Origin of the sequence: Actinomadura sp. GTD37, assembly GCF_041951365.1 — a bacterium.
Taxonomy (GTDB): Bacteria; Actinomycetota; Actinomycetes; order Streptosporangiales; family Streptosporangiaceae; genus Spirillospora.
Genome location: NZ_JBGNUS010000002.1, coordinates 77,697 through 97,605 on the forward strand (window position 1 = coordinate 77,697; position 19,909 = coordinate 97,605).

The 19,909-nt window shown below is 71.9% G+C and carries 17 protein-coding genes; 13 read left to right on the forward strand and 4 right to left on the reverse strand.

Annotated elements, in window-relative coordinates:
• Window positions 1–44 precede the first annotated feature (44 nt).
• The 5 genes from ACA511_RS14460 to ACA511_RS14480 are packed head-to-tail and all read left to right on the forward strand — an operon-like array spanning window position 45 to window position 7,612.
• Complete coding sequence (locus ACA511_RS14460; RefSeq protein ID WP_375024800.1) at window positions 45–212, forward strand: hypothetical protein; 168 nt, start codon at window positions 45–47, stop codon at window positions 210–212.
• Between the two features lie 41 nt (window positions 213–253).
• Window positions 254–2,662 (forward strand): hypothetical protein, encoded by a 2,409-nt coding sequence (locus ACA511_RS14465; protein WP_375024801.1) that lies wholly within the window; start codon window positions 254–256, stop codon window positions 2,660–2,662.
• A 14-nt stretch (window positions 2,663–2,676) separates the two neighbouring features.
• A complete protein-coding gene (locus ACA511_RS14470) occupies window positions 2,677–3,828 on the forward strand; it encodes a hypothetical protein (RefSeq protein ID WP_375024802.1) in 1,152 nt (383 codons plus the stop codon).
• An 8-nt stretch (window positions 3,829–3,836) separates the two neighbouring features.
• Complete coding sequence (locus tag ACA511_RS14475; protein WP_375024803.1) at window positions 3,837–5,063, forward strand: hypothetical protein; 1,227 nt, start codon at window positions 3,837–3,839, stop codon at window positions 5,061–5,063.
• A 2-nt stretch (window positions 5,064–5,065) separates the two neighbouring features.
• Window positions 5,066–7,612, forward strand: coding sequence for a S8 family serine peptidase (locus ACA511_RS14480; protein WP_375024804.1), 2,547 nt, complete (start codon window positions 5,066–5,068; stop codon window positions 7,610–7,612).
• A 352-nt stretch (window positions 7,613–7,964) separates the two neighbouring features.
• Here the strand turns inward: ACA511_RS14480 and ACA511_RS14485 are convergent, their stop codons facing one another.
• Window positions 7,965–8,615, reverse strand: coding sequence for a hypothetical protein (locus ACA511_RS14485; protein WP_375024805.1), 651 nt, complete (start codon window positions 8,613–8,615; stop codon window positions 7,965–7,967).
• Window positions 8,616–8,670: 55 nt separating this feature from the next.
• Window positions 8,671–8,928: a hypothetical protein gene (locus tag ACA511_RS14490; protein ID WP_375024806.1), complete on the reverse strand. Its 258-nt coding sequence runs from the start codon at window positions 8,926–8,928 to the stop codon at window positions 8,671–8,673.
• Window positions 8,929–9,115: 187 nt separating this feature from the next.
• Between ACA511_RS14490 and ACA511_RS14495 the strand changes: the two genes are divergently transcribed.
• Window positions 9,116–9,385 (forward strand): metal-sensitive transcriptional regulator, encoded by a 270-nt coding sequence (locus ACA511_RS14495; RefSeq protein WP_375024807.1) that lies wholly within the window; start codon window positions 9,116–9,118, stop codon window positions 9,383–9,385.
• A 269-nt stretch (window positions 9,386–9,654) separates the two neighbouring features.
• On the opposite strand, the gene ACA511_RS14500 is transcribed toward ACA511_RS14495, so the two are convergent.
• The gene (locus ACA511_RS14500) at window positions 9,655–9,984 is read right to left on the reverse strand and encodes a hypothetical protein (RefSeq protein WP_375024808.1); all 330 of its coding nucleotides are present in this window, start codon (window positions 9,982–9,984) and stop codon (window positions 9,655–9,657) included.
• Between the two features lie 296 nt (window positions 9,985–10,280).
• Here ACA511_RS14500 and ACA511_RS14505 point away from each other — a divergent pair, with 296 nt between their 5' ends.
• The 6 genes from ACA511_RS14505 to ACA511_RS14530 all read left to right on the forward strand — a co-directional run bounded on the left by ACA511_RS14505 (window position 10,281) and on the right by ACA511_RS14530 (window position 17,997).
• Window positions 10,281–11,474, forward strand: a complete 1,194-nt coding sequence (locus tag ACA511_RS14505; protein ID WP_375024809.1) for an acyl-CoA dehydrogenase family protein — start codon at window positions 10,281–10,283, stop codon at window positions 11,472–11,474.
• Between the two features lie 83 nt (window positions 11,475–11,557).
• The gene (locus tag ACA511_RS14510) at window positions 11,558–12,787 is read left to right on the forward strand and encodes an aminotransferase class I/II-fold pyridoxal phosphate-dependent enzyme (RefSeq protein WP_375024810.1); all 1,230 of its coding nucleotides are present in this window, start codon (window positions 11,558–11,560) and stop codon (window positions 12,785–12,787) included.
• A complete protein-coding gene (locus ACA511_RS14515; protein WP_375024811.1) occupies window positions 12,787–14,043 on the forward strand; it encodes an ATP-grasp domain-containing protein in 1,257 nt (418 codons plus the stop codon). The genes ACA511_RS14510 and ACA511_RS14515 overlap by 1 nt, the downstream gene beginning before the upstream one ends.
• Window positions 14,043–15,308 carry an MFS transporter gene (locus tag ACA511_RS14520; protein ID WP_375024812.1) on the forward strand — a complete coding sequence of 422 codons (1,266 nt, stop codon included), beginning with the start codon at window positions 14,043–14,045 and terminating at the stop codon, window positions 15,306–15,308. Before ACA511_RS14515 ends, ACA511_RS14520 begins: the two co-directional genes overlap by 1 nt.
• A 461-nt stretch (window positions 15,309–15,769) precedes the next feature.
• Complete coding sequence (locus ACA511_RS14525; RefSeq protein ID WP_375024813.1) at window positions 15,770–17,719, forward strand: hypothetical protein; 1,950 nt, start codon at window positions 15,770–15,772, stop codon at window positions 17,717–17,719.
• A 32-nt stretch (window positions 17,720–17,751) separates the two neighbouring features.
• Window positions 17,752–17,997, forward strand: a complete 246-nt coding sequence (locus tag ACA511_RS14530) for a hypothetical protein (protein ID WP_375024814.1) — start codon at window positions 17,752–17,754, stop codon at window positions 17,995–17,997.
• A 15-nt stretch (window positions 17,998–18,012) separates the two neighbouring features.
• Here ACA511_RS14530 and ACA511_RS14535 read toward each other — a convergent pair whose 3' ends face one another.
• Entirely contained in the window at window positions 18,013–18,633 is a 621-nt protein-coding gene (locus tag ACA511_RS14535; RefSeq protein ID WP_375024815.1) for a TetR/AcrR family transcriptional regulator, read from the reverse strand.
• Between the two features lie 23 nt (window positions 18,634–18,656).
• Between ACA511_RS14535 and ACA511_RS14540 the strand changes: the two genes are divergently transcribed.
• Window positions 18,657–19,895 carry an alpha/beta hydrolase gene (locus ACA511_RS14540; protein ID WP_375024816.1) on the forward strand — a complete coding sequence of 413 codons (1,239 nt, stop codon included), beginning with the start codon at window positions 18,657–18,659 and terminating at the stop codon, window positions 19,893–19,895.
• The last annotated feature ends 14 nt before the right edge of the window (window positions 19,896–19,909 follow it).

The window sequence follows — 19,909 nt, forward strand, 5'->3', positions numbered from 1 at the left end:
TCTCCCCCATGGCCGCCGCATCCGGCGGCCGCGACGCTTGCCGCATGCGAAAGATCTCCCAGCGCGATGTGCACGCCGGTGACCCGGCGAGCGAGGAGGACGGCGTCCTCGATCCGACGCCCACCGGGCCCGAGCACGCACCGGAGGAGCCGGAGAGGCCGGAGGAGCCCGTCAGTCCGCCGGACGACGACGACGGCTGGATGGACGCCTGACCCGCCGCGCGGGAGACGCATTGCGAACACCGGGAGGTGTTGTGTCCAGATCCCCCATCACCGAGGCGCTGACGCGGATATGCCGGCGCGGGCGCCCCGTCCGCCTCGCCGCGGCCGGCGTGGTGATCGCGCTGACCGCGGGCGCCGGTTCCGCGGCGGCTTCGGCCGGGCCGCCGAAGGACCCGGTCCCCGCCATCGCCGCCCCCCGGCCGCCGTCGGCCGCGCTGACGCCGGTCAAGCGGGCGAAGACGTCCAGCCACACCGTCACGCTGCCGACCGGTGACCGGTTCCGGGTGGTGGTCGGCCCGGACGGCGCCCAGACCGCGGACCCGGTGGCACGGAAGGGAACGGGGGGCGCGTTCACCCGGTTCGTGTTCCGGGGCGACACGTACGTGATCCCGGCCGCGGCGGCGCCGTACCTGGGCACGACCCTCGACTGGACGCTGTTCGACGTCGGCTACCTGGTACGGGCCAAGCTCGATGACGCGCACACCGCGAGCCTGCCGGTGCGGGTCACGGCCACGCGGGCGACCGCGGAGGCCCTGCCCGCCACCAGCGTGACCTCCGGCTCCGGCCGGGCCGCCAAGGCCGAGATCACTAAGAGGGACGCCGGCGGCCTCGGCAGGCTGCTGGCGAAGCGCTGGCATGACGGCACGCTCTCCGGCGTCGACCGGATCGAGTTGGCCGCGCCGGCCGGCACGCCCAAGCCCCCGGCCGCCCCGACGACGGCGGCCACGACCGCCGCGAAGGGCACCCGGTTCCACACCCTGACCGTCGGCGGCATCGACCGCGACGGCAAGCCCGGCGTGGCGATCGGGTTCGTCCACAACGTCGACGACGGAAGCCTGTTCTCCGCGGGTCTGGCCTGGCCCGGTGAGGGCAAGAAGGCGTTCGTCGTACCGGAGGGCACCTACAGCGTCGAACTGGCCATCTTCGGCGCGCCGAGGAACGACGTCATGTCGTCGGGGTCGTTCGTCGCCCAGCCGGAGGTGAAGGTCGCCCGCGACACGACCGTCACGCTCGACGCCCGTACCGCCGTGCCGTACCGGGCGAACCTGGAGTCCCCGCCGAGCCCGGACATGTCCCGGATCGACCTGTTCACCTACCTGCGCACGAGCGCGGCCGGGGACCGGACCGGAATCGCGCCGTCCAGCCCGCTCGGCGCCCTGACGATGGGGCTCATCTCCTGGCCGGCCAACAAGAACTCCGGGCTGTACGCCGCGCCGACCAAGGCGGTGACCAAGGGCCGCTTCGACTTCACGCCGATGACCACGATGACCGCGGGCAACCCGTCGAGTCTCGGCTCGGACTCGACCTACGAACTGGTGTTCCCGGCCGCGGGCACGGTCCCGGCGTCGCTGACGTACACGGTGAAGGCGGCGGACCTGACCACGGTCCACGCGTCGCTGTACGACTCGGTGTCCGATGACGCCTCGCCGGGACCGCTCAACCGGTTCCACCGGGTGTACCTGCCGTCGGGATGGTCCCAGTTCGGCTACGGCGACCTGCCGGCGGCCGGCGACCGTACCGACTACATCTACAGCAGCAGCCCAGACCAGGTGGTGTGGCAGAGCATCGTCGGGCCCGACCGGGGCGAGCGGCTGGAGGGGCGGCGCATGACGGTCCGGCCCGGCCAGGTGATCAACGAGGAGTGGAACAAGGGGCCGGATGTGCCGTCGCCCGCCGCGACGTACGTCCAGCGGGCGCAGCCCGGCTTCCTGGACAGTTCCGACACCCAGGTGGACCGTCCGTTCCTGCAGGTGTGCGGGATGTGCCGGCAGGGCGACCTCGGCATGGCCTACATCCAGACGGCCGGCGACTCGGATCCGCTGCACTTCACCGAGCAGAGCACGGACAAGTCCGTGCTGGAGTTCTACCGCAACGGCACGCTGGCCTACACGGACCGGCAGTCGGCCTTCGGCCCGGCCCCGCTGGGGCTGCCGATGCTGCCGGGCCCCGCCGACTACCGGCTGACCTGGACCTTCTCCCACGAGGCCACGTCGTACTCGCCGAGCAGCACCGACTGGAGATTCCGCTCGGCGGCGAGCGACCCGGCCGCGCCGCTTCCGAAGGACGTGCAGTGCGTGGACACCACGCGCGGGTGCTCGTTCCTGCCGCTGCTGTTCGTCAACTACGACCTCGCGCTGGACCACGGCTCCCGCGCGCCCGCCGGCAAGCCGTTCGACGTCGCCTTCCGGGTGTCCCACCAGGAGCACCAGGCGGCGCCGGCCGGGGTCGCGGCCACCGTCGAGGTCTCCTACGACAACGGCGGCACCTGGTCCGCGCCCAAGGACGCGGAGCGCAGGGCGGACGGCACGTACGCCGCGTCGATCACCCATCCCGAGTACACCGACGCCGGCCGGTGGGTGTCGCTGCGGGTCAAGGCGCACGACGCCGACGGCAGCACCGTGACACAGACCAATATCCGCGCCTACCGGCTCACGAGCTGACCGGGGAGGACAGCATGGGCACACGAGGAAGAAGACGAGCGCACCGGTTCATCGCACCCGCCGCCGCCCTGACGGCGCTGCTCACCGCACTCGCCCCCGCGGCCTCGGCGACCACCGCCGAGGTGGCCACCCGGCTCCACGTCCAGGCGACCACCGGGGGCCCGGTGAGCCCGGCCGCCGGGAACTCCGGGCCGTTCACCGCCGCCGACCTGCAGGAGGCCTACCGCCTGCCGTCCGATCGGCTCGGCGGGCAGACCATCGCGATCGTGGTGCCCTACGACAACACCGGCGCCGAGTCCGACCTACGGCAGTACCGGGCGGGCAGCGGCATGCACGCCTGCGACGCCGAGTTCGCCTGCTTCAAGAAGATCAACCAGCGCGGCGGCGACACCCTGCCCCCACCGATACAGAACTGGGCGCTGAACGGCGTCGTCGGTCTGGAGATGGCCTCGGCGGCCTGCCCGAACTGCAAACTGCTCCTCATCGAGGCCGACGACGAGTCGATCGCCAGCATGGGCGCGGCCGTCGACCAGGCGGCCGCCCAGGGCGCCGACGCGGTCGCCGTCATGTGGGGGTACGACGAGTTCGACGGCCAGTCGGCGTACGCGGCGCACTTCGACCATCCGGGAATGCCGATCACCGCGGCGTCCGGTTCGGGTTTCAACACCGGCGGGCGCGCCGTGGTGCCGGCGGCGTACCCGAGCGTGATCGCGGTGGGCGGCACCGAGCTGTGGCGGGACCCGGCCACGGCGCGGGGCTGGCAGGAGACGGCATGGCGTGACACCGGATCCGGCTGCTCGCTGTACGAGCCCCGTCCCCGCTGGCAGGGCAAGGGCGACTGCGGACGCCGGCGCACGCTGGCCGACGTCTCCTCCGTCGCCGCCCAGCAGACCCCGGTGCAGATCTACAGCAACCTGACGGGAGGCTGGGCCTCGGCCTCCGGCACGCCGGTGGCGGCGGCGTTCATCGCGGGCGTGTACGGCCTGGCCGGGAACACCTCCACGGCCCCGGCGGGAAAGCGCCTCTACGCCGCGAAGTCGACGTACCTGTTCGACATCACCACGGGCGCCAACGGCACCTGCGCGGGCAGCAATGTCTGCACCGCCGCCCCCCACTACGACGGGCCCAGCGGCATGGGCACCCCCAACGGCACCGGCGCGTTCTAGGAGACTCGATGCTGAACGAACCCTCCGCCAGACGGGCACGGCGATCGGCCCTGGTCGCCGCCCTGCTCAGCCCCCTCATCACTGCCGGCGTCGGCGCGCCCGCGAGCGCTGGGCCCGCCTGCACCCCCTCCTGGACCGTGCAGCAGGCCCCCGGGACCGACGCCGTGGCGACCGACGTCGATGTCGTCTCCGGCGACGACGTCCGCTTCACCCAGCAGCGTCCCTTCGCCGGAAGCCAGATGCTGCGCTGGGACGGCACGGCGTTGAGCGAGAGCGGCCCGCAGGTACCGATGCCCCCGAGAACCACGACCACCTTCGAGGTGCGAAACGGCTCCTATGCTCCCGGTGGCGGCAGCGGCTGGGCCGTCGTCAAGATGCGGAGCGGCTTCGCTCCGGACGGCGCGAACCTGATGGCCCGCTGGGACGGCGCCCGGTGGGCGCTGGCCCCGGGGCCGGTCTCCGCGAAGCCGGACCAGGGCTCCGGGAACGTGGTCGACGTCGCCTCGCTCGCCGCCGACCAGGCATGGTCGGTGGGAGACGTCCAGACGGCCGGAGCCCTGACCGCCCGCTGGGACGGCACGCAGTGGACGGCCGTCGACAACCCTGCCGCCGACCGGCCGTACGCGACGCTCGCGTCCGTCCGCGCGCTCTCGGCCACCGACGTCTGGGCGGTCGGGCAGCAGAGGGATCCCGGCACCGGGACCGTCGGGCCGCTGGTCCTGCATTACGACGGCACCGCCTGGAAGGAGGTCACCGTACCGGCCCCCAACGGGCCGGACGTCGTCCTGCAGACCGTCACCACCACCGGGCCGGACGACGTGTGGATCGCCGGGCTCGCCGGAAAGCTCTCCGACACCGACAGCTACACGCCGCTGCTCCTGCACTGGGACGGGCAGGCGTGGAAGTCCCGGCCCGCACCGCCCAAGGGCGTGCACGGCGGGCAGATCGAACGCCTGTACGTCGCGGGCCCCGGCGATCTGTGGGCCACGGTGGCGTACTGGGGTACCGGAATGGTCCGCCTGATGCACGGCGACGGCACGTCCTGGCAGGAGGTCAAGCCGCAGGGCAGCGCGCCGGACGGCTACGAGTTCCAGTTCAACGGCGTGGACGGCACCGGCCCGAACGACGTGTGGGCCGTCGGCACCACCGCCTCCACCGTTCCCTCTCAGCTCCCCGGCCATGATCTCGTGCACAACCGGCGGCTGATCGCCCATCTGTCCTGCGGGGGTAAGTGACGATGCGGATCACACGTATGGTCACCGGTGCGGTCGCGGCCTCCGCGTGCCTCCTGGCGCTGGCGCCCGCCGCCCCGGCCCCGGCCGCGCCGGCCCCGGCGGCGACCGTCACCACCACGAAACCGGCCCCGAAGCCGACGCAGAAGCCGAAGATCGCTCGTGCGGTCCTGGAGAGGTATGCGAAGACCGGCCGCTCCGACGTCTGGGTCCGCCTGGCCGCGCACCGCGACGTCGCACCGCTGAAGAAGATCAAGGACCGGCGGGCCCGGGGCCAGCAGGTGGTCGACGACCTCAAGTCGACCGCGCGAGGCTCACAAGGAGCGGTCACGGCCCTGCTGGACGCCAAGGGCCTGAAGTACGAGACGTTCTGGGCCACCAACGCGATCTACGTACGGAACGCGCCCGAGGCGGTCGTCCGCTCGATCACGCGGATGGCCGAGGTCGAGGAGATCCGCGCCCCCCGGACGTACGCGATGCCCAAGCCGGTGGCCACCCGGCCGTCCGGCATCGCCGCGCAGGGTGTGGAGTGGGGCCTGTCCAACATCAAGGCCGACCAGGTGTGGGAGCAGAACGGGCAGCGCGGCCAGGGCATCGTGGTCGCCAGCGTCGACACCGGCGTGCAGTACGACCACCCGGCCCTTGTCCGGCAGTACCGAGGCAACAACGGCGACGGCACGTTCTCCCACGGCTACAACTGGTTCGATCCGACCGGGACCTGCGCGGATCCGGGCCCGTGCGACGGCGCCGGGCACGGCACCCACACGATGGGCACCATGACGGGCGACGACGGCCAGGGCAACCAGATCGGCGTGGCCCCGGGAGCCAAGTGGATCGCCGCCAAGGGGTGCGCGACCGACAACTGCTCGGACGTGGACCTGCTGGCGGCCAGCCAGTGGATGCTCGCCCCCACCGACGCGTCGGGGAGCAACCCCGACGTGTCGAAACGGCCGGACATCGTGAACAACTCCTGGGGTTCGCAGCCCAGCAACGACCCGCTGATGGAGGACGTCCAGCTCGCCTGGGCGGCCTCGGGGATCATGGGCGTGTGGGCCAACGGCAACGACGGCCCGAACTGCGAGACCTCCGGGGCGCCGGGCAGCCGCACCATCAACTACTCCGTCGGCGCGTACGGCAGCGACAACAGGATCGCGGGTTTCTCCAGCCGGGGTCCCGGACAGGACGGTGAGATCAAGCCGAACATCTCCGCGCCCGGCGTGAACATCCGCTCGTCGGCGCCCGGCAGCGGGTACGCACTGCTCAGCGGCACGTCGATGGCGACCCCGCACGTGGCGGGCGCGATCGCGCTGCTGTGGTCGGTCCGCCCGGAGTACGCCCGCGACATCGCCGGCACCCGCGCCCTGCTGGACCTGACCGCCATCGACACCGCCGACGCCCAGTGCGGCGGCACGGCGGCGGACAACCCCGTCTACGGCGAAGGCCGCCTGGACGCGCTCGCCCTCGTGACGGCGGGCGAGAAGGGCACCAGCGGGCTGACCGGAACCGTCACCGACGCCGCCACCGGCCAGGTCGTCCCCGGCGCGGAGGTCGGCATCACCGGCCCGCTGAACCGCACCCTCACCGTCGGCGCCGACGGGAGGTACTCCGCCACCCTGCTCGCGGGCGACTACCAGGTGACGGCGAAGGCGTTCGGCTACCAGCCGAAGGCCCAGGCCGTCACTGTCGCCAAGGACACCGACCTCACCCTCGACATCGCCCTGGCCCCGACCGAGCGGGTGAACCTGACCGGCACCGTCACCGACGGCTCCGGACTGGGCAAGGCCCTCGCCGCGAAGGTCACCGCCGGCGACGGCAACGGCCACGCCTGGACCACCACGACCGACCCGGCGACCGGGGCGTACACGCTTCCGCTGCTGCCCTCGTCCAGCTACACCCTCACCTACACGTCCACCGAAACCGGCTACGACCCGGCCACCCGGCAGCTCACCCTCGGCGAGGCCGGCCAGACCCTGGACGTCAAGCTCGTCGTCGGCCTCGCCTGTACCGCCGGCGGCTACCAGGTGACCCGTGACGGCCCCACCCAGCCGTTCGACGGGACGAGGCGGCCGAAGGGCTGGACGGTGACCAACGTCGACCCCGGGATCCCCGGTCTGTCGTACAAACCGGGCTGGGAGTCCACCGACGCGGGCCTGCGCGGCAACCACACCGGCGGCGACGGCGGCTTCGCCATCGTCGACTCCCTCAACTCCGGCAAGGGACACATCCAGGACACCTACCTGACCAGCCCGTCCTTCAACCTGACCGGACGCGCGAACGCCACCATCGAGTTCGCCCAAGACCTGCAAGCCGCCGTCAACCAGACCACCTCGGTCGGCCTCAGCACCGACGGCGGACGGACCTGGCAGACGGTCTGGACGGCCAAGGGCTTCCCAGGCGCCGCGGGCCCGGCCACCCAGGTCGTCCCGATCCCGCAGGCCGCCGGCAAGACGAACGTGACGTACCGGCTGCACTACGAGGGCCAGCGCTCCGGCTGGTGGGCCGTCGACAACGCCTTCATCGGCGACCGCACCTGCACCCCCGTCAATCCCTGACCCCTCCCCCTGGGAAAGCGCCGCGCCGGAGTACCACTCCTCCGGCGCGGCGCCGTACCCGGCCGCGATCGGTCTGTCGACGGAACGGATTCACTGACACCTCACCGTGCCGAGCGCCGGGGCATCGTGGATCGTGATGGTCTTGGCGGTCATGGTCACGGCCGGGCACGTCGCCGTCATCACGGCGCGGAGCCGTTGGCAGAGGGACTCGGGCCCGTCCTCGGATCCGGGTACGAGCCCGCTGCCGTCATGAAATGCACGCATTGACACTCACCCAGGTCAGCGCAGGTGTCCAGGGTGCTGGGCGAACGCTCTCGGAGGCCCTTGGCTGTCCGGCCCCGTGCTCGGGCGGTTAGGAAGGGCGGCGGCGTATGCCCTCGGGGGTGAAGGCGAGACTCGTTTCGAAGGCCTGGCCGCTGGAGCGGACGGCGAGCAGGACGGGTTCCCGGTAGAGCGGTGGCCAGCTGGATTCGGCGTCGGGTTCGGTGCCGTTCCAGAGGTGGAAGGAGATCATCGGGTCCGTAGGCGACCCACTCGTGTAGCTCAGGGTTTTGCCGTAGAGCGGGTTGGTTCCGCCGAGGTGGATCGAGGGCGGGCCGAAGGTCTCGAGGACATCGGACAGACTTCGATCGTGCGCCGTCCACCGGCGGTGTTCGATGGCGAGGGAGGAGTACTCCGCTGCCGTGAGTGTCCGGTCGATCTTGAGCCAGCCCTGTGCTCGGGCGTACTCGGCGTAGACCGATGCGACGCCTGATTCGTAGTGGCCGGGGATCACGAGTGCGAAAGCGCCGGTCACACCCCGGGACGTCCAGGCCCCATGCTCTTCGAGCCATCGAGGAAGCCCAGCCCCGTCCCTGCGCACTGCGTACTCGAGATGGTCAAGGACCATGCGGATGGCCGTCTCGCCGCCGTACATGCCGGGTCTGCGCAGCGCCAGGTTGAGCTGGTCAACGAGGTAGTCGCGGATCTCCGCGGCTGGACGAAGATTCCGGGGATTCGACATCGACGCAGTCTCCCCTGGACAGCAGGAGAAACGAGAACCGGAGCGTGATGCGGGCTCAGGTCTGGTCTATGGCCAACTCGGCGATCTGGATCAGCCGGGCGACGTACGGCGCGGCGCTTTCAGGCACCAAGGGGAGAACAGCGGCGAGTTCTGCCGCGCAGTCGTTGAGGATCTGCCGCCGTCGGGAATCCAGCCTGCCCTGGCCGGACAAGTAGGTGGTGACGCAACCGGCAACGTAGGAGTCGAGTGCGGGAACCGATTCTCCGCTGGGCGCATCAATCCATCGCAGCCCGTCGGGAAAGAGCTCGTTCATGTGGTCCGCCCACAGGGCCTGATTTACCAGATGTTGCCTGCGTCGTCGTAACTGTAGGTGGCGTCGCGGGCGTAGCCGTCGATGCCCTCGCGGCCGACGGTGGCGCGGGTATGGCGGCGGGTGGAGGTCGTGGATATGGGTCTCGAAGACGTCGAGGATCAACCCTGGCGGGCATGTGGAGGGCGATGTGAAATTCGAGGCGGACTCGCTGGCCGACGTCCTCGTGCGCCTGCGGCGCGCGCAGGGGCAGCTCGGCGGCGTCATCCAGATGATCGAGAACGAACGGGACTGCAAAGAAGTGATCGCCCAGCTCGCGGCGGTCTCACGGGCGCTGGACCGTGCCGGATTCAAGATCATCGCGACCGGGCTGGAGAAGTGCGTCCAGGAGGGCACGTGTCCCGAACAGGCCCGACTTGACCGTGCCCAACTGGAGAAGCTCTTCCTGAGCCTCGCCTGACCCGGCCGCGCCGTCGCGCCGGCCCAGTGGCCAGGTGGAGGACGGCACCCGGCAGCACGCGCGGCGACGGGTTCGCCGCCCGTCCAGCCGGTGGGGCGGGCGGCGATGTGGCGCGGTCTCGGTTCTGTCGGCGGTGTTCAGCTCGCCCACACCAGGAGGCGGCCAGGTGCCGCCGGGAGGTAGCGATCAGCCGGTCGTAGACTTGCTCAACGTCGCCGCCTTGCCTCCACGGGGCCTGGTTCAGCTTGGCGACCTGCGCCTTTCGGCGGTCACGCCGACCTGAAGGGCAGCCTGCTCCTTCGCCGTCCCTGGGCTGGCAGCGGATCGTACTCGGCCTTGCAGTCCGCCGAGGCGAACTGCCCGGCGCTCTTGCCCTCGATGGGATCGCCGATCCATCCCGGTCGAACAGCGTGCTCGCGGCGGCAGGTCTGCACCCACCGCTCCATCACCGCGTTCGTCCTCGGCAACCGCACCCCGGTCAGCACCACCCGGATACCCGCATCGGCCAAGACGGCGTCGAACAAGTCGGGGAACCTGCCGTCGCGGTCGCGGATCAGGAACCGCGCCCGGCAGCCGGCGTCCTCCAGGCCCGGCGCCACTGCCTGCCAGGGACTACGTCTCTCACCTGCACAGACGTAGTTTCCGGCAAGCACAGGACCTCGTTGCCCAGGTTGGTCGTCGCTCGCCGCACGTCAGCGTCGCGCTCCTGGATGGAACGGGATGGAACGGGGTGGAACGCCTTTGGTATGAGCGGTGGCCGCCCGGCGACCGCCGGACATCGCTCCAAGGAGGGCGCGATGAGATCCATGCGGAGTTCACGGAGACGGTGCAGGTCGGCGGTGATGGCCGTCGATGACCCGGCCTGGATCGGGGAGATCTCGCAGGAGGGCCGGCCATGACCGGTGAGGCGACCGAAACCTGGCTTCAGCCGGTGCGCCCGGTCCTGGATCCCACGGACCAGGTCGACTGGGACCGGCTGGCGGCCCTGGAGACCGAACTGGACGAGGTGCTCGCCGTCCACCCTGTCGACCTGCCGGACGGACCCGAGCGCTCGCGCCGGCTCATGGCCGTCCGGCTGGCGATGGTGGAACGCGGTTTCCTGGACTCCATGACCTCGCCTCTGTTCGGGGTCCTCGCGCAGTTCGTCTGCGGCTACCGGGACGTCGACCTGCGGGACGCGGTGACGCTCGGGTACGGCAGGCTGATCGCCCGGCACGGACGCCCCGCGCTCCGCGAGCGCTGGGGACCGCGCCTGGCGGCCGGCGCGCTCGTGGGCGTCGCCATCACCGAGCCGCACGGCGGTTCCCGGCCGGCCGCCGCGCGGACCCGCGCCACGCCCGGCCCGGACGGGACGTGGCTGGTCAGCGGCCGCAAGACGTGGATCAGCCGGCTCGACGAGGCTTCGGTGTTCGTGGTGTTCTTCCAGGCCCCGGAGGGCGGCCTGGCCGCGGCGGCGATCGACGCCGCCGACCCGGGCCTGTACCGCGAGCCCGTGTCGCCGGCGGGCCTGGCCGGGTGGACGTGGGGGGTCCTGGACCTGGACGCCGTGCCCGTCCACCCCGACCGCGACGTCCTGCGCGGCCACGGAATGTCCCTGCTGCGCAGGCACTTCACCGCCTACCGGCCGCTGGTGACCGCCACGGCGCTCGGCGCGGCGGCGGCCGTGTTCGACGCGGCCAGCACCCATCTCAGGTACCGGAAGAGCAGCGGGGACCTGCCCCGACTGCGCGACTCCGCACTGGTGACACTCGGCCGGACGCACGCCCAGCTGACGACCGCGCTGCTGGGCACCGCCGTCGCCGCGCAGCTGTCGCACGCCGAGGCCGACCGGGCCGAGCAGTGGGGCTGGGAGATGAAGGCGCACGGCGTCGATACCGCCTGCCAGGCCGCCGCCGAGCTCGCGCAGCTGCTCGGGGCCTCGGGATACCGGGCCGACTCGCCGGTCGCCAAGGCCCGCCGCGACCTGGGCGCGCTGCAGTTCGCCGACGGCATCCACGACTCCCTCTACCGCAGTTCCGGTAAGCGCCACACGACTCCGCAGCCGGCGGTGACCGAACCCCCGCTGCGGCCCCTGGCCAGGTCGGCGTGACCGCACCCGGCCCGCAGGCGCGCCGGGCTCCCCGCACGCCCGGCGCGGCCGCTTCCGCACCACCGAAGGAGACCAAGAGCACCATGCATCAGTTCCTCAACCTCAAGAAGTCCGTGCGCATCAGTACCGAGTTCTGGGACGTCACAGAGAAGGCGGGGCTGTTCGGCGTCACGGTGGACGGGATCGGCGACGGCAGGCACCGCGTGCTCGCCGACGGCCACGAGTTCGTCAACATGTCGTCCTACTCCTATCTCGGCCTCGACACCCACCCGGGGCTCGTCCGGGCCGCGGCCGACGCCGTGCTCGCCCAGGGGGCCCTCAACTCATCGGCCTCGCGCCTGAGGCTCCATTTCGGCGTGCTGCAGGACGCCGAGGCCGCGCTGTCGGACCTGTTCGACGTCGAGGCGATCACGGTCAACTCCTGTGCCCTCGCGGCCTGGACGAGCCTGCCGTTGGTGGCCTCGGGCCTGCTCACCGACGGCGTCCCGCCGCTGATGGTGTTCGACAAGAACGCCCACTTCTGCATGAACGCGATGAAGCCGAGCGTGGCCGACGAGGCGGAGATCGTCACGATCCGGCACAACGACGTCGAGGCGCTGGAGGACCTGTGCCGGCGGCACCGGCAGGTCGCGTACGTGGCCGACGGCGTGTACAGCACCGGCGGCGCGGCCCCGATCGCCGAGCTGCTGCGCCTGCAGGAGCGGTACGGCCTGTTCCTGTTCTTCGACGAGGCGCACAGCACCTCCACCGTCGGGCGGAACGGGCGCGGCGTGGTGCTGGAGACGATGGGCGGGTTCAACGACCGCACCCTGATCATCACCTCGCTGAACAAGGGGTTCGGCGCGTCCGGCGGCGCGGTCCTCCTCGGCCGCCGCGGCGCACGGGAGTGGGTCGACATCGCGCTGCGCAGCGCCGCCCCGCTGATGTGGTCGCAGCGGATCAACACCGCGGGACTCGGCGCCGTGCTCGCCTCGGCCGAGCTGCACCGGAGCGCCGAGCTGACCGGGTTGCAGGACCGGCTGCGGGCCAACATCGACCTTTTCGACGGCCTGGTCGACACCGCCGAGCGCGGCGACGGGCTGCCGATCCGGTTCGTGCGGGTCGGCTCCGAGGCGGGGACCGTCGAGCTGGCGCAGGACCTGATGCGCGCCGGCTACTTCGTCTCACCGATCTTCTTCCCGGTCATCGGCCGGGGCCGGGCGGGCCTGCGCGTGATGCTGCGCTCGAACATGACGGCCGGGGAGATCGAGGGGTTCTGCGGGCTGGTCAACAGCCTGGGGCGGCGCGAGCCGGCCGGGGCGGGGGCGGCGTGATGAAGCCGACCCTGCTGTTCGTCGCCGGCGCCCGCGCCCTCCCCTTCAGCGTGAACATGGCCGAGGCGGTGCTCGCGCAGACCGCCGCGCGCGGGATCCGCACGATCGTCACCACCACCGCGCCCGTCCTGGCGGCCACGCCCTCGATCGTCGCCGCGGCAGAGGAGGCCTCGGTCGTGGGCTACACCGATCCGCGGGAGAACGCGGAGTGGGCGCGGCGGCGCGTCGCGGCCGGTGAGCGCATCGCGGCGGTGTTCGCGCTGCTGGAGATGGCCCAGGTCGCGGCGGCCGAGACGGCGGCGGCCATCGGCGTGCCGGGCAACCCGCCCGAGGTGATCCGCCGGATCCGCACCAAGGACGCCTGCCGGACGGCGCTGGCCGCGGCGGGGTTCGCCCAGCCCGCCGTGCGGCTGTGCGCGAACGCGGCCGACGCGGAGGACTTCATGCGGGACGCCCCGGGTCCGTGGATCGTCAAGCCGCGCGACGCCATGGGCAGCATCGGGGTGAGCCTGGTCTCCTCGGCCGCCGACCTGCCCGGGGCGCTGGCGCTGCTGCCGGACGCGGGCACGTTCCTGATCGAGGAGTTCGTGACCGGGACGGAGTTCAGCATCGAGGGGGTCTTCCTGGACGGCCGGCCGCATTTCCTGGCCGTGACCACGAAGGAGAAGACCTCGCCGCCGCTCTTCGTCGAGACCGCGCACGCCGTGCCCGCGGACCTGCCCGAGCCCCGGTGTGCGGAGATCGAGGAGGTGGTGTCCGCCGCGCTTCTCACCCTGGGTCTGCGCGTCGGGGCCTTCCACGTCGAGTTCTGGCTGACGCCGGGCGGCGTCGTGCTCGGCGAGGTGCACGGCCGCCTCGGCGGCGACTGGCTCTACCTGATGCTCGAGTACGCCATCCCCGGTCTCGAGGTCTTCGGGCTGGTCATCGACGACATGCTCGGCCTGCCGCGCGCACCCGGCCCGTCCCGGCCCACCCGCGGAGCGGCGATGCGTTTCCTGACTCCGCCGCCGGGCACCCTCGTGGCGGTCGAGGGATGGGATGAGGTCCGCGCCCATCCGGCGGTGCTGCACGCGGAACTCCTGATCGGCCACGGGGCGGAGATCCCCCCGGTGCGCAGTTCCCGCGACCGGGCCGCGGTCATCGTCACCGGTGCGGAGACCTCCGCGCGGGCGCGCGAGATCGCCGAGGAACTCGCGCTGTCGGTCCGGTTCGTGACCGCGGCCGGCGGGGCCGGGCCCGGGGAGTCGGCGGCCTGATGATCCCCGGTGTCGGCGCGCGCCGATGGGCCGCGGGAGTACTCCCGAAGGGCGGCCGTCCCGCCCGCCTCCTCGCGTTCGCCACGCTGGTGAGCACGGTCGGCTACGGCGTCTACCTCACCGCCGGGGTGCTGTACTTCACCCGGGCGGTGCACCTGCCCGCGGCCCAGGTGGGGATGGGGCTGACCCTCGCGGGGGCGGTGTCGCTGGCGGCCGGGATCCCGTTCGGTCACCTGGCCGACCGGAAGGGCGCCCGCTCGGTGTACGCGCTGACGCTGGGGTTGGGCGCGGTGTCCATGGCGGGCCTGTGCCTGGCGCGCGGCTTCTGGACGTTCCTGCTGTTCGCGAGCCTCGGCGCCGCCGCGCAGTCGGCGGGCCAGGCTGCGCGCGGCCCGCTGGTGCAGGAGTACGGCGGGGAGCGGCCCGCCGAGTTCCGCGGGTACCTGCGCTCGGTCACCAACGTCGGGATCTCGGTGGGCGCGCTGCTGGCGGGCTGGGGCGTCGCCGTCGACACCCGGCACGCGTACGTGCTGCTGCTCGCGGGCAGCGCCGTGTCGTACGCGGCGTCGGCGCTGGTCGTGCTGTTCCTGCCGTACCTGACGCCGGTGCCGCGAGACGCCGGGCGGCGATGGGCGGCGCTGCGGGACCGCCCCTATCTCGTCCTGACCGTGCTGGACGGCGTGATGGCGATCCAGTACCGGGTGCTGACCGCGGCCGTGCCGCTGTGGCTGGTGAACCGGATCCTGGCGCCGAAGTGGTCGGTGACGGTGGTGATGCTGATCAACACCGTCATCGTCGTCCTCTTCCAAGTCCGGGCGAGCCGCGGTATCACCGCCCCCGCCCTCGGCGGCCGCGCGCTGCGCCGCGCGGGCTTCGCCTTCCTGGTCGCCGCCGCGCTGCTGTCGCTCATGGCGGGCGCCCCTATGTGGATCGCCATGCTGCTGCTGCCGATCGCGGTGATCATCCACACGGTCGGCGAGATCTGGCAGGCCGCGGCCGGCTTCGAACTGTCCTTCGCGCTGGCCCCGCGGCACGCCGTCGGCCAGTACCAGGGCCTGTTCGGCATGGGCCTCGGCCTGGGGATCACGCTCGGCCCCGCCCTGCTCATCACCCTGTGCGTCGAATGGGGAGTGCCGGGATGGTGGCTCGTCGGCGGCCTGTTCGCCCTGACCGGCCTGGCCGTGCCCCCGGTCGTCCGCTGGGCGGAACGCGACCGTCCGCACCTGCGGGCCCGGACGGGAGACCTCGAGCCGACCACGTCGTAGCACCGCCGCGTCCGTTAGTCGGCCGTTCAGTCCAGCTGATGGGCTGATACAGCCGGGGTCCGTCCCGCCCGACTCAAGAGCCGCCTCCTGAACTTCGACCAACTCGCCGCCCTGCAGATCCCCGACGTCACCGAGCGACTCCGCCGCCGCGATCCCGGCTGCGGACCAGGCGCACCCTGACCCACCAAGCCCTGCATGACCGGTGTGCGGTTGAGCTCCACCCGCGTGCCCGCTCACCTGCACGGATGCAGTTCTCGGCAAGCGCAACGTCCGTCGGACAGCTGAGGCGGCCACCTGCGGCCAGTGGTTGAAGGCTCATGCACTGAACCGGCGAGGCATGCTCCGCGTGTAGAGGATGCACGCGCTCGGCATCGGTCAGAGAACCCCCGCACGACCGAGGGCCGGCTACCGCGCTGCTCACGGCCGTGACGGCCGACGACGACCTGGGGGTGCACGGGCCTGTGACGACTTCACGGGAACTGGGCGTGGCTCCGGCCACGCGGGGTGACGACGCCATCGAGTTATCGCTGGCGGCCGGGGAGCGCGCCCTGCTCGACGAGGGGGACCTGCGGACGAGCCGGATCCGGTTCGACGCGGCCTACCGCGAGGCGGAGCGCCGGGGCGACGGGCAGGGGATGGCGCGGGCGGCGTTGGGCCTCGGCGGGCTGTGGGTGCACGAGCACCGCATGGCGGCCGTCGCGGGGATGGTGCGCGCCCGGCAGCGCACCGCCCTGTCGCTGATCGACCCGCGGTCCTCCCTGGCCCTGCGGCTGCGAGTCAGGCTGGCGGCCGAGAAGGACTACGCGACCGGCCGGCACGCCTCGATCATGGCCCTGGTGGCGGAGGCCAGGCGGGCCGGCCACCCGGTACCGCTGGCCGAGGCGCTGAGCCTCGCCCACCACTGCGTCCTCGGCTCCGAGCACGCGCCGCTGCGGCTCGAACTCGCCAGGGAGCTGATCGGCGAGGCGTCCAGGACCGGCCGCCGCGCCGACCTGCTGATGGGGCTGCTCTGGCATGTCGTCGACCTGTTCGGCAGCGCCGACCCGCATGCCGAGCGCAGCATGCGGGAACTGCGCGATCTGCTCGCCCGGCGGTCCCATCTCGCCGCCGGGGTCGTCCTCGACTCGCTCGAAGTGATGCTCAACATCAGACGGGGCCGGTTCGAGGAGGCCGAGGCGCTGGCCGGCGCCTGCGCCGAGCGCGGGGAGGCGACGGGCGACGCCTCCGCGACGGGCTGGTACGCGGCGCAGATCGGCACGATCCGGTGGTACCAGGGCCGCATCGCCGAGTGCCTCCCGGCGCTGACGGACCTGGTGGACTCCCCGGTGCTCAGCCCCCTGGACAACGCCTGCTACGCGGGCCTCGCGATCGCCGCCGCCCACTCCGGCGACCGGCGGCTGGCGGCGGGGACGCTGGCCCGGCTGCGCGGCCGGGTGCGGGATGGAGCACCGCGCTCCAACACCTGGCTGTTCGCGATGTACGGGGTCGTCGAGGTCGCGCATCTCCTCGGAGACGCCGAGGCCGCGTCCCAAGCGTACGAACTGCTGAGCCCGTTCGCGGGACTACCGACGATCCTGGGCCTCGGCGGAGCGTGCCTGGGCTCGGTGCACCACTCCCTGGGAGTGGCCTCGCTGACCGCCGGTGACGCGGACACCGCCGTGGGGCATCTGGTCAAGGCGGTCGACGGCAACCTGGCGCTGTGGCACTGGCCGGCCGTGGTCCTGTCCCGGACGCGCCTGGGCGAGGCGCTCACTCTCCGGGACGGACCGCGGAGCGAGGCCGCGCGGGCGTCGCTGGACCTGGCGGCGCAGGAGGCGGCGCAGCTGGGCATGCCGGTCCCCGCCGAGGCGTCCCGCCGACCGGCGGGCGCGGGCCGCTCCGGCGACCGGGCCCCGGTACTCGTGTGCGAACGCCAGGGCAGGCAATGGCGCGTCGCGCTGGGCTCCCGCACCGCGCTGGTGGGGGACAGCGTGGGCATGCGGCACCTGGCCACCCTGATCGGCAACCCCGGGCAGGAGATACCGGCGATCACCCTGGCAATGGGGCCGGCGGCTTCCTCGGGCGACGCCGCGCGCGCCCAGCCGGTCCTGGACGACGAGGCCAAGCGCAGCTACAAGCGGCGGCTCTCGGAGCTGGAGGCCGAGATCGAGGAACTCGAGTCGGCGAACCAGTTCGAGCGCGCCGCCGCCGTCGGCGCCGAACGCGACTGGCTGATCGCCGAACTCGCGTCCGCTTCGGGCCTCGGCGGCCGGACGCGGCGCTTCGTCGGCAGCGAGGAACGGGCCCGTATCGCCGTCGGGAAGGCCATCCGGCGCGTCGTGCAGCGCGTCACCGACGCCGACGCGGGCATCGGCGCCGAACTGCGCGCCACCGTGCAGACCGGGCTCCTCTGCTCATACCACCCCAAATAACACCCCCTGCGCAATGCGCAGCCTGCGCAGCCGTGCTCGACTGCCTGGACGTCGAACGCGCGCTGCACCAGGTCCGCCTCGGTGGGCTCGTCGACCGGGTCGCGGCGGCCCTTGCGCCGGTAGATCCCCTGGATGCCGGCCTCGCGCATGAGCCGCTCGACCCGCACAGCCCGCAGGAATTTCGACGATACATGGTGATGTTCTCAAAAGTCAGGGCAGGTGACAGCCCTTCGAGGCAAGGCCATCGACTGATGCCCTATCGGGCACGTCGATTGTGAATGAGTCCGCGATGGTCATTCGAGTAGCGCCAGGAGTCGCGTCCTCGTCATGGTCCAGTAGCGGTCCAATGCCTGGGGGCTCTCTCCGTGGGTGATCTGGAGCATCGCGAGACCCCGGATGGTCGCCAGTGCGAGGACCAGGTTGTCGATGAAGTTCGGGCGCTGGGCGAACTCACCGAGCGCCCCGGTGACGGCGTCAGCGATGGAGATGGCCACCTCACGTTCGAGGTGGTACATGACCTTGCGCAGATCAGGGTCGGTCCGCGCGGCGACCCAGATTTCCAGAGCCGCGTAGAAGTACGGGCCCTGGTGGGCCTCCCACAACATGTTGAGGGCGACCTCGAGTGAGGTCGGCCCCTTGTCGAAGAACTCTCTGGCGGCGTTCACGCGGCGTTCGGCCAAGTACGCGAACGCGCCTTGGAAGAGCTCGGCCCGCGTGCGGAAGTACAACGGCTGAGCACCCCTGGAGACGTTGGCCAGCTCGGCGACGCGTCCTGTCGTGGTCTTCGCGTAGCCGTAGGTGACCAGGCACTCGATCGTCGCTTCAAGCAGTGCGGTCCGGGTCGCGTCCCTGCGCTGCTCCTGAGTCCGGTGGCCGGCGCGTCCGGAAGTACCCGAAGGTGTAGATATCTGCACTTCTGCATGTTACCTTCCGCGTCATGCCGACCCCCTCGCGATCCATCGCCACTCGGCTGGAGGTGATCGCGGCGGTGCTCGTCGTGTTCACGCTGCTGGCCGGGGCGCTCTCGCCCAGCGCTCTCGCCTCTCCCGGGACGAGCAACAGCAAGCACATCACGGTCATGGAGACGACCTTTCCGTTGAAACACGCGGCCATCGCGGACGATTGGCTACCCGGCTACACCGGTCCGCCCCGCGCCAAGGTGGCGTTCCCCGCGGGCTACAACCCGAACAGGAAATACCCCCTGCTGGTCCTGCTCGCCGGCGTGACCAGCGACTACAGCTTCTGGGCGGCACCGAGGCTGGGCGACATCGCGCGCACGGCGGCCGGGCTCGACGCGATCGTCGTGATGCCCGAGGGTGCCAGCGGTTGGTACACCGACTGGTGGAACGGCGGGGCCCGAGGGAACCCGTCATGGGAGACCTACATTCTCGACGACGTCATCCCTCAGGTGATGAAGCGTTACCCCATCCGCCCCGAACGCCGGTGGCACGCCCTCGCCGGGATCTCCATGGGAGGTCTCGGGACGGCTTACCTGGGCGGGCGCCTCCCGGGCTTCTTCGGCTCGATCGCCGTCATGTCGGGACTGGCCGACCTCCATCTGGCCCCGGCCCAGGGTTCCCTCCTTTCGTTCATCTCCGCGAACGCGGCGAAGGCTCCCTACGACCCGCTCGCCGTCTACGGGCCCGAGAACGGCCCGTACTCCAGGGGCCACGACCCGATGAAGCTCGTATCGAACCTCCGGCACACCCGGATCTTCATGACGACCGGGAACGGTGAAGCGCTCACCCCCGACGACACGTTCCTCGACCAGATCGCCGAAGGGCTGATCATCCGGACGGCGATGGACAACTACGCGCGTGCGCTCAGAGACGCCGGCATCGACATCACCTATCGGACGCACAGCGGCGCCCACACCTTCACGAACTTCCGGCGGGAACTGCGGGCGGCGATCGCTTGGGGCCTGTTCGGCCCCGTCGCCGAACGCCCGGCGAAGTGGGTCAACAGCACGGTCGCCCGCTCCGGCAGCCTCTGGGGCCTGCGCTACCGGTTCACGAGCGCGCCGACCCGGGTCACCCGGTTCAGCCGCAAGGGCGACGTCCTGAAGATCAGCTCGGCCGGAACGAGCGTCAGGCTCACGACGCCCGCGGGATGCTCGATCCGCACCCCCACCCCGGCGACCGTCCGGCTCAGCCGGGCCGCCTGCCGCGCAGGCTAGCCGTGGCCCCGCGA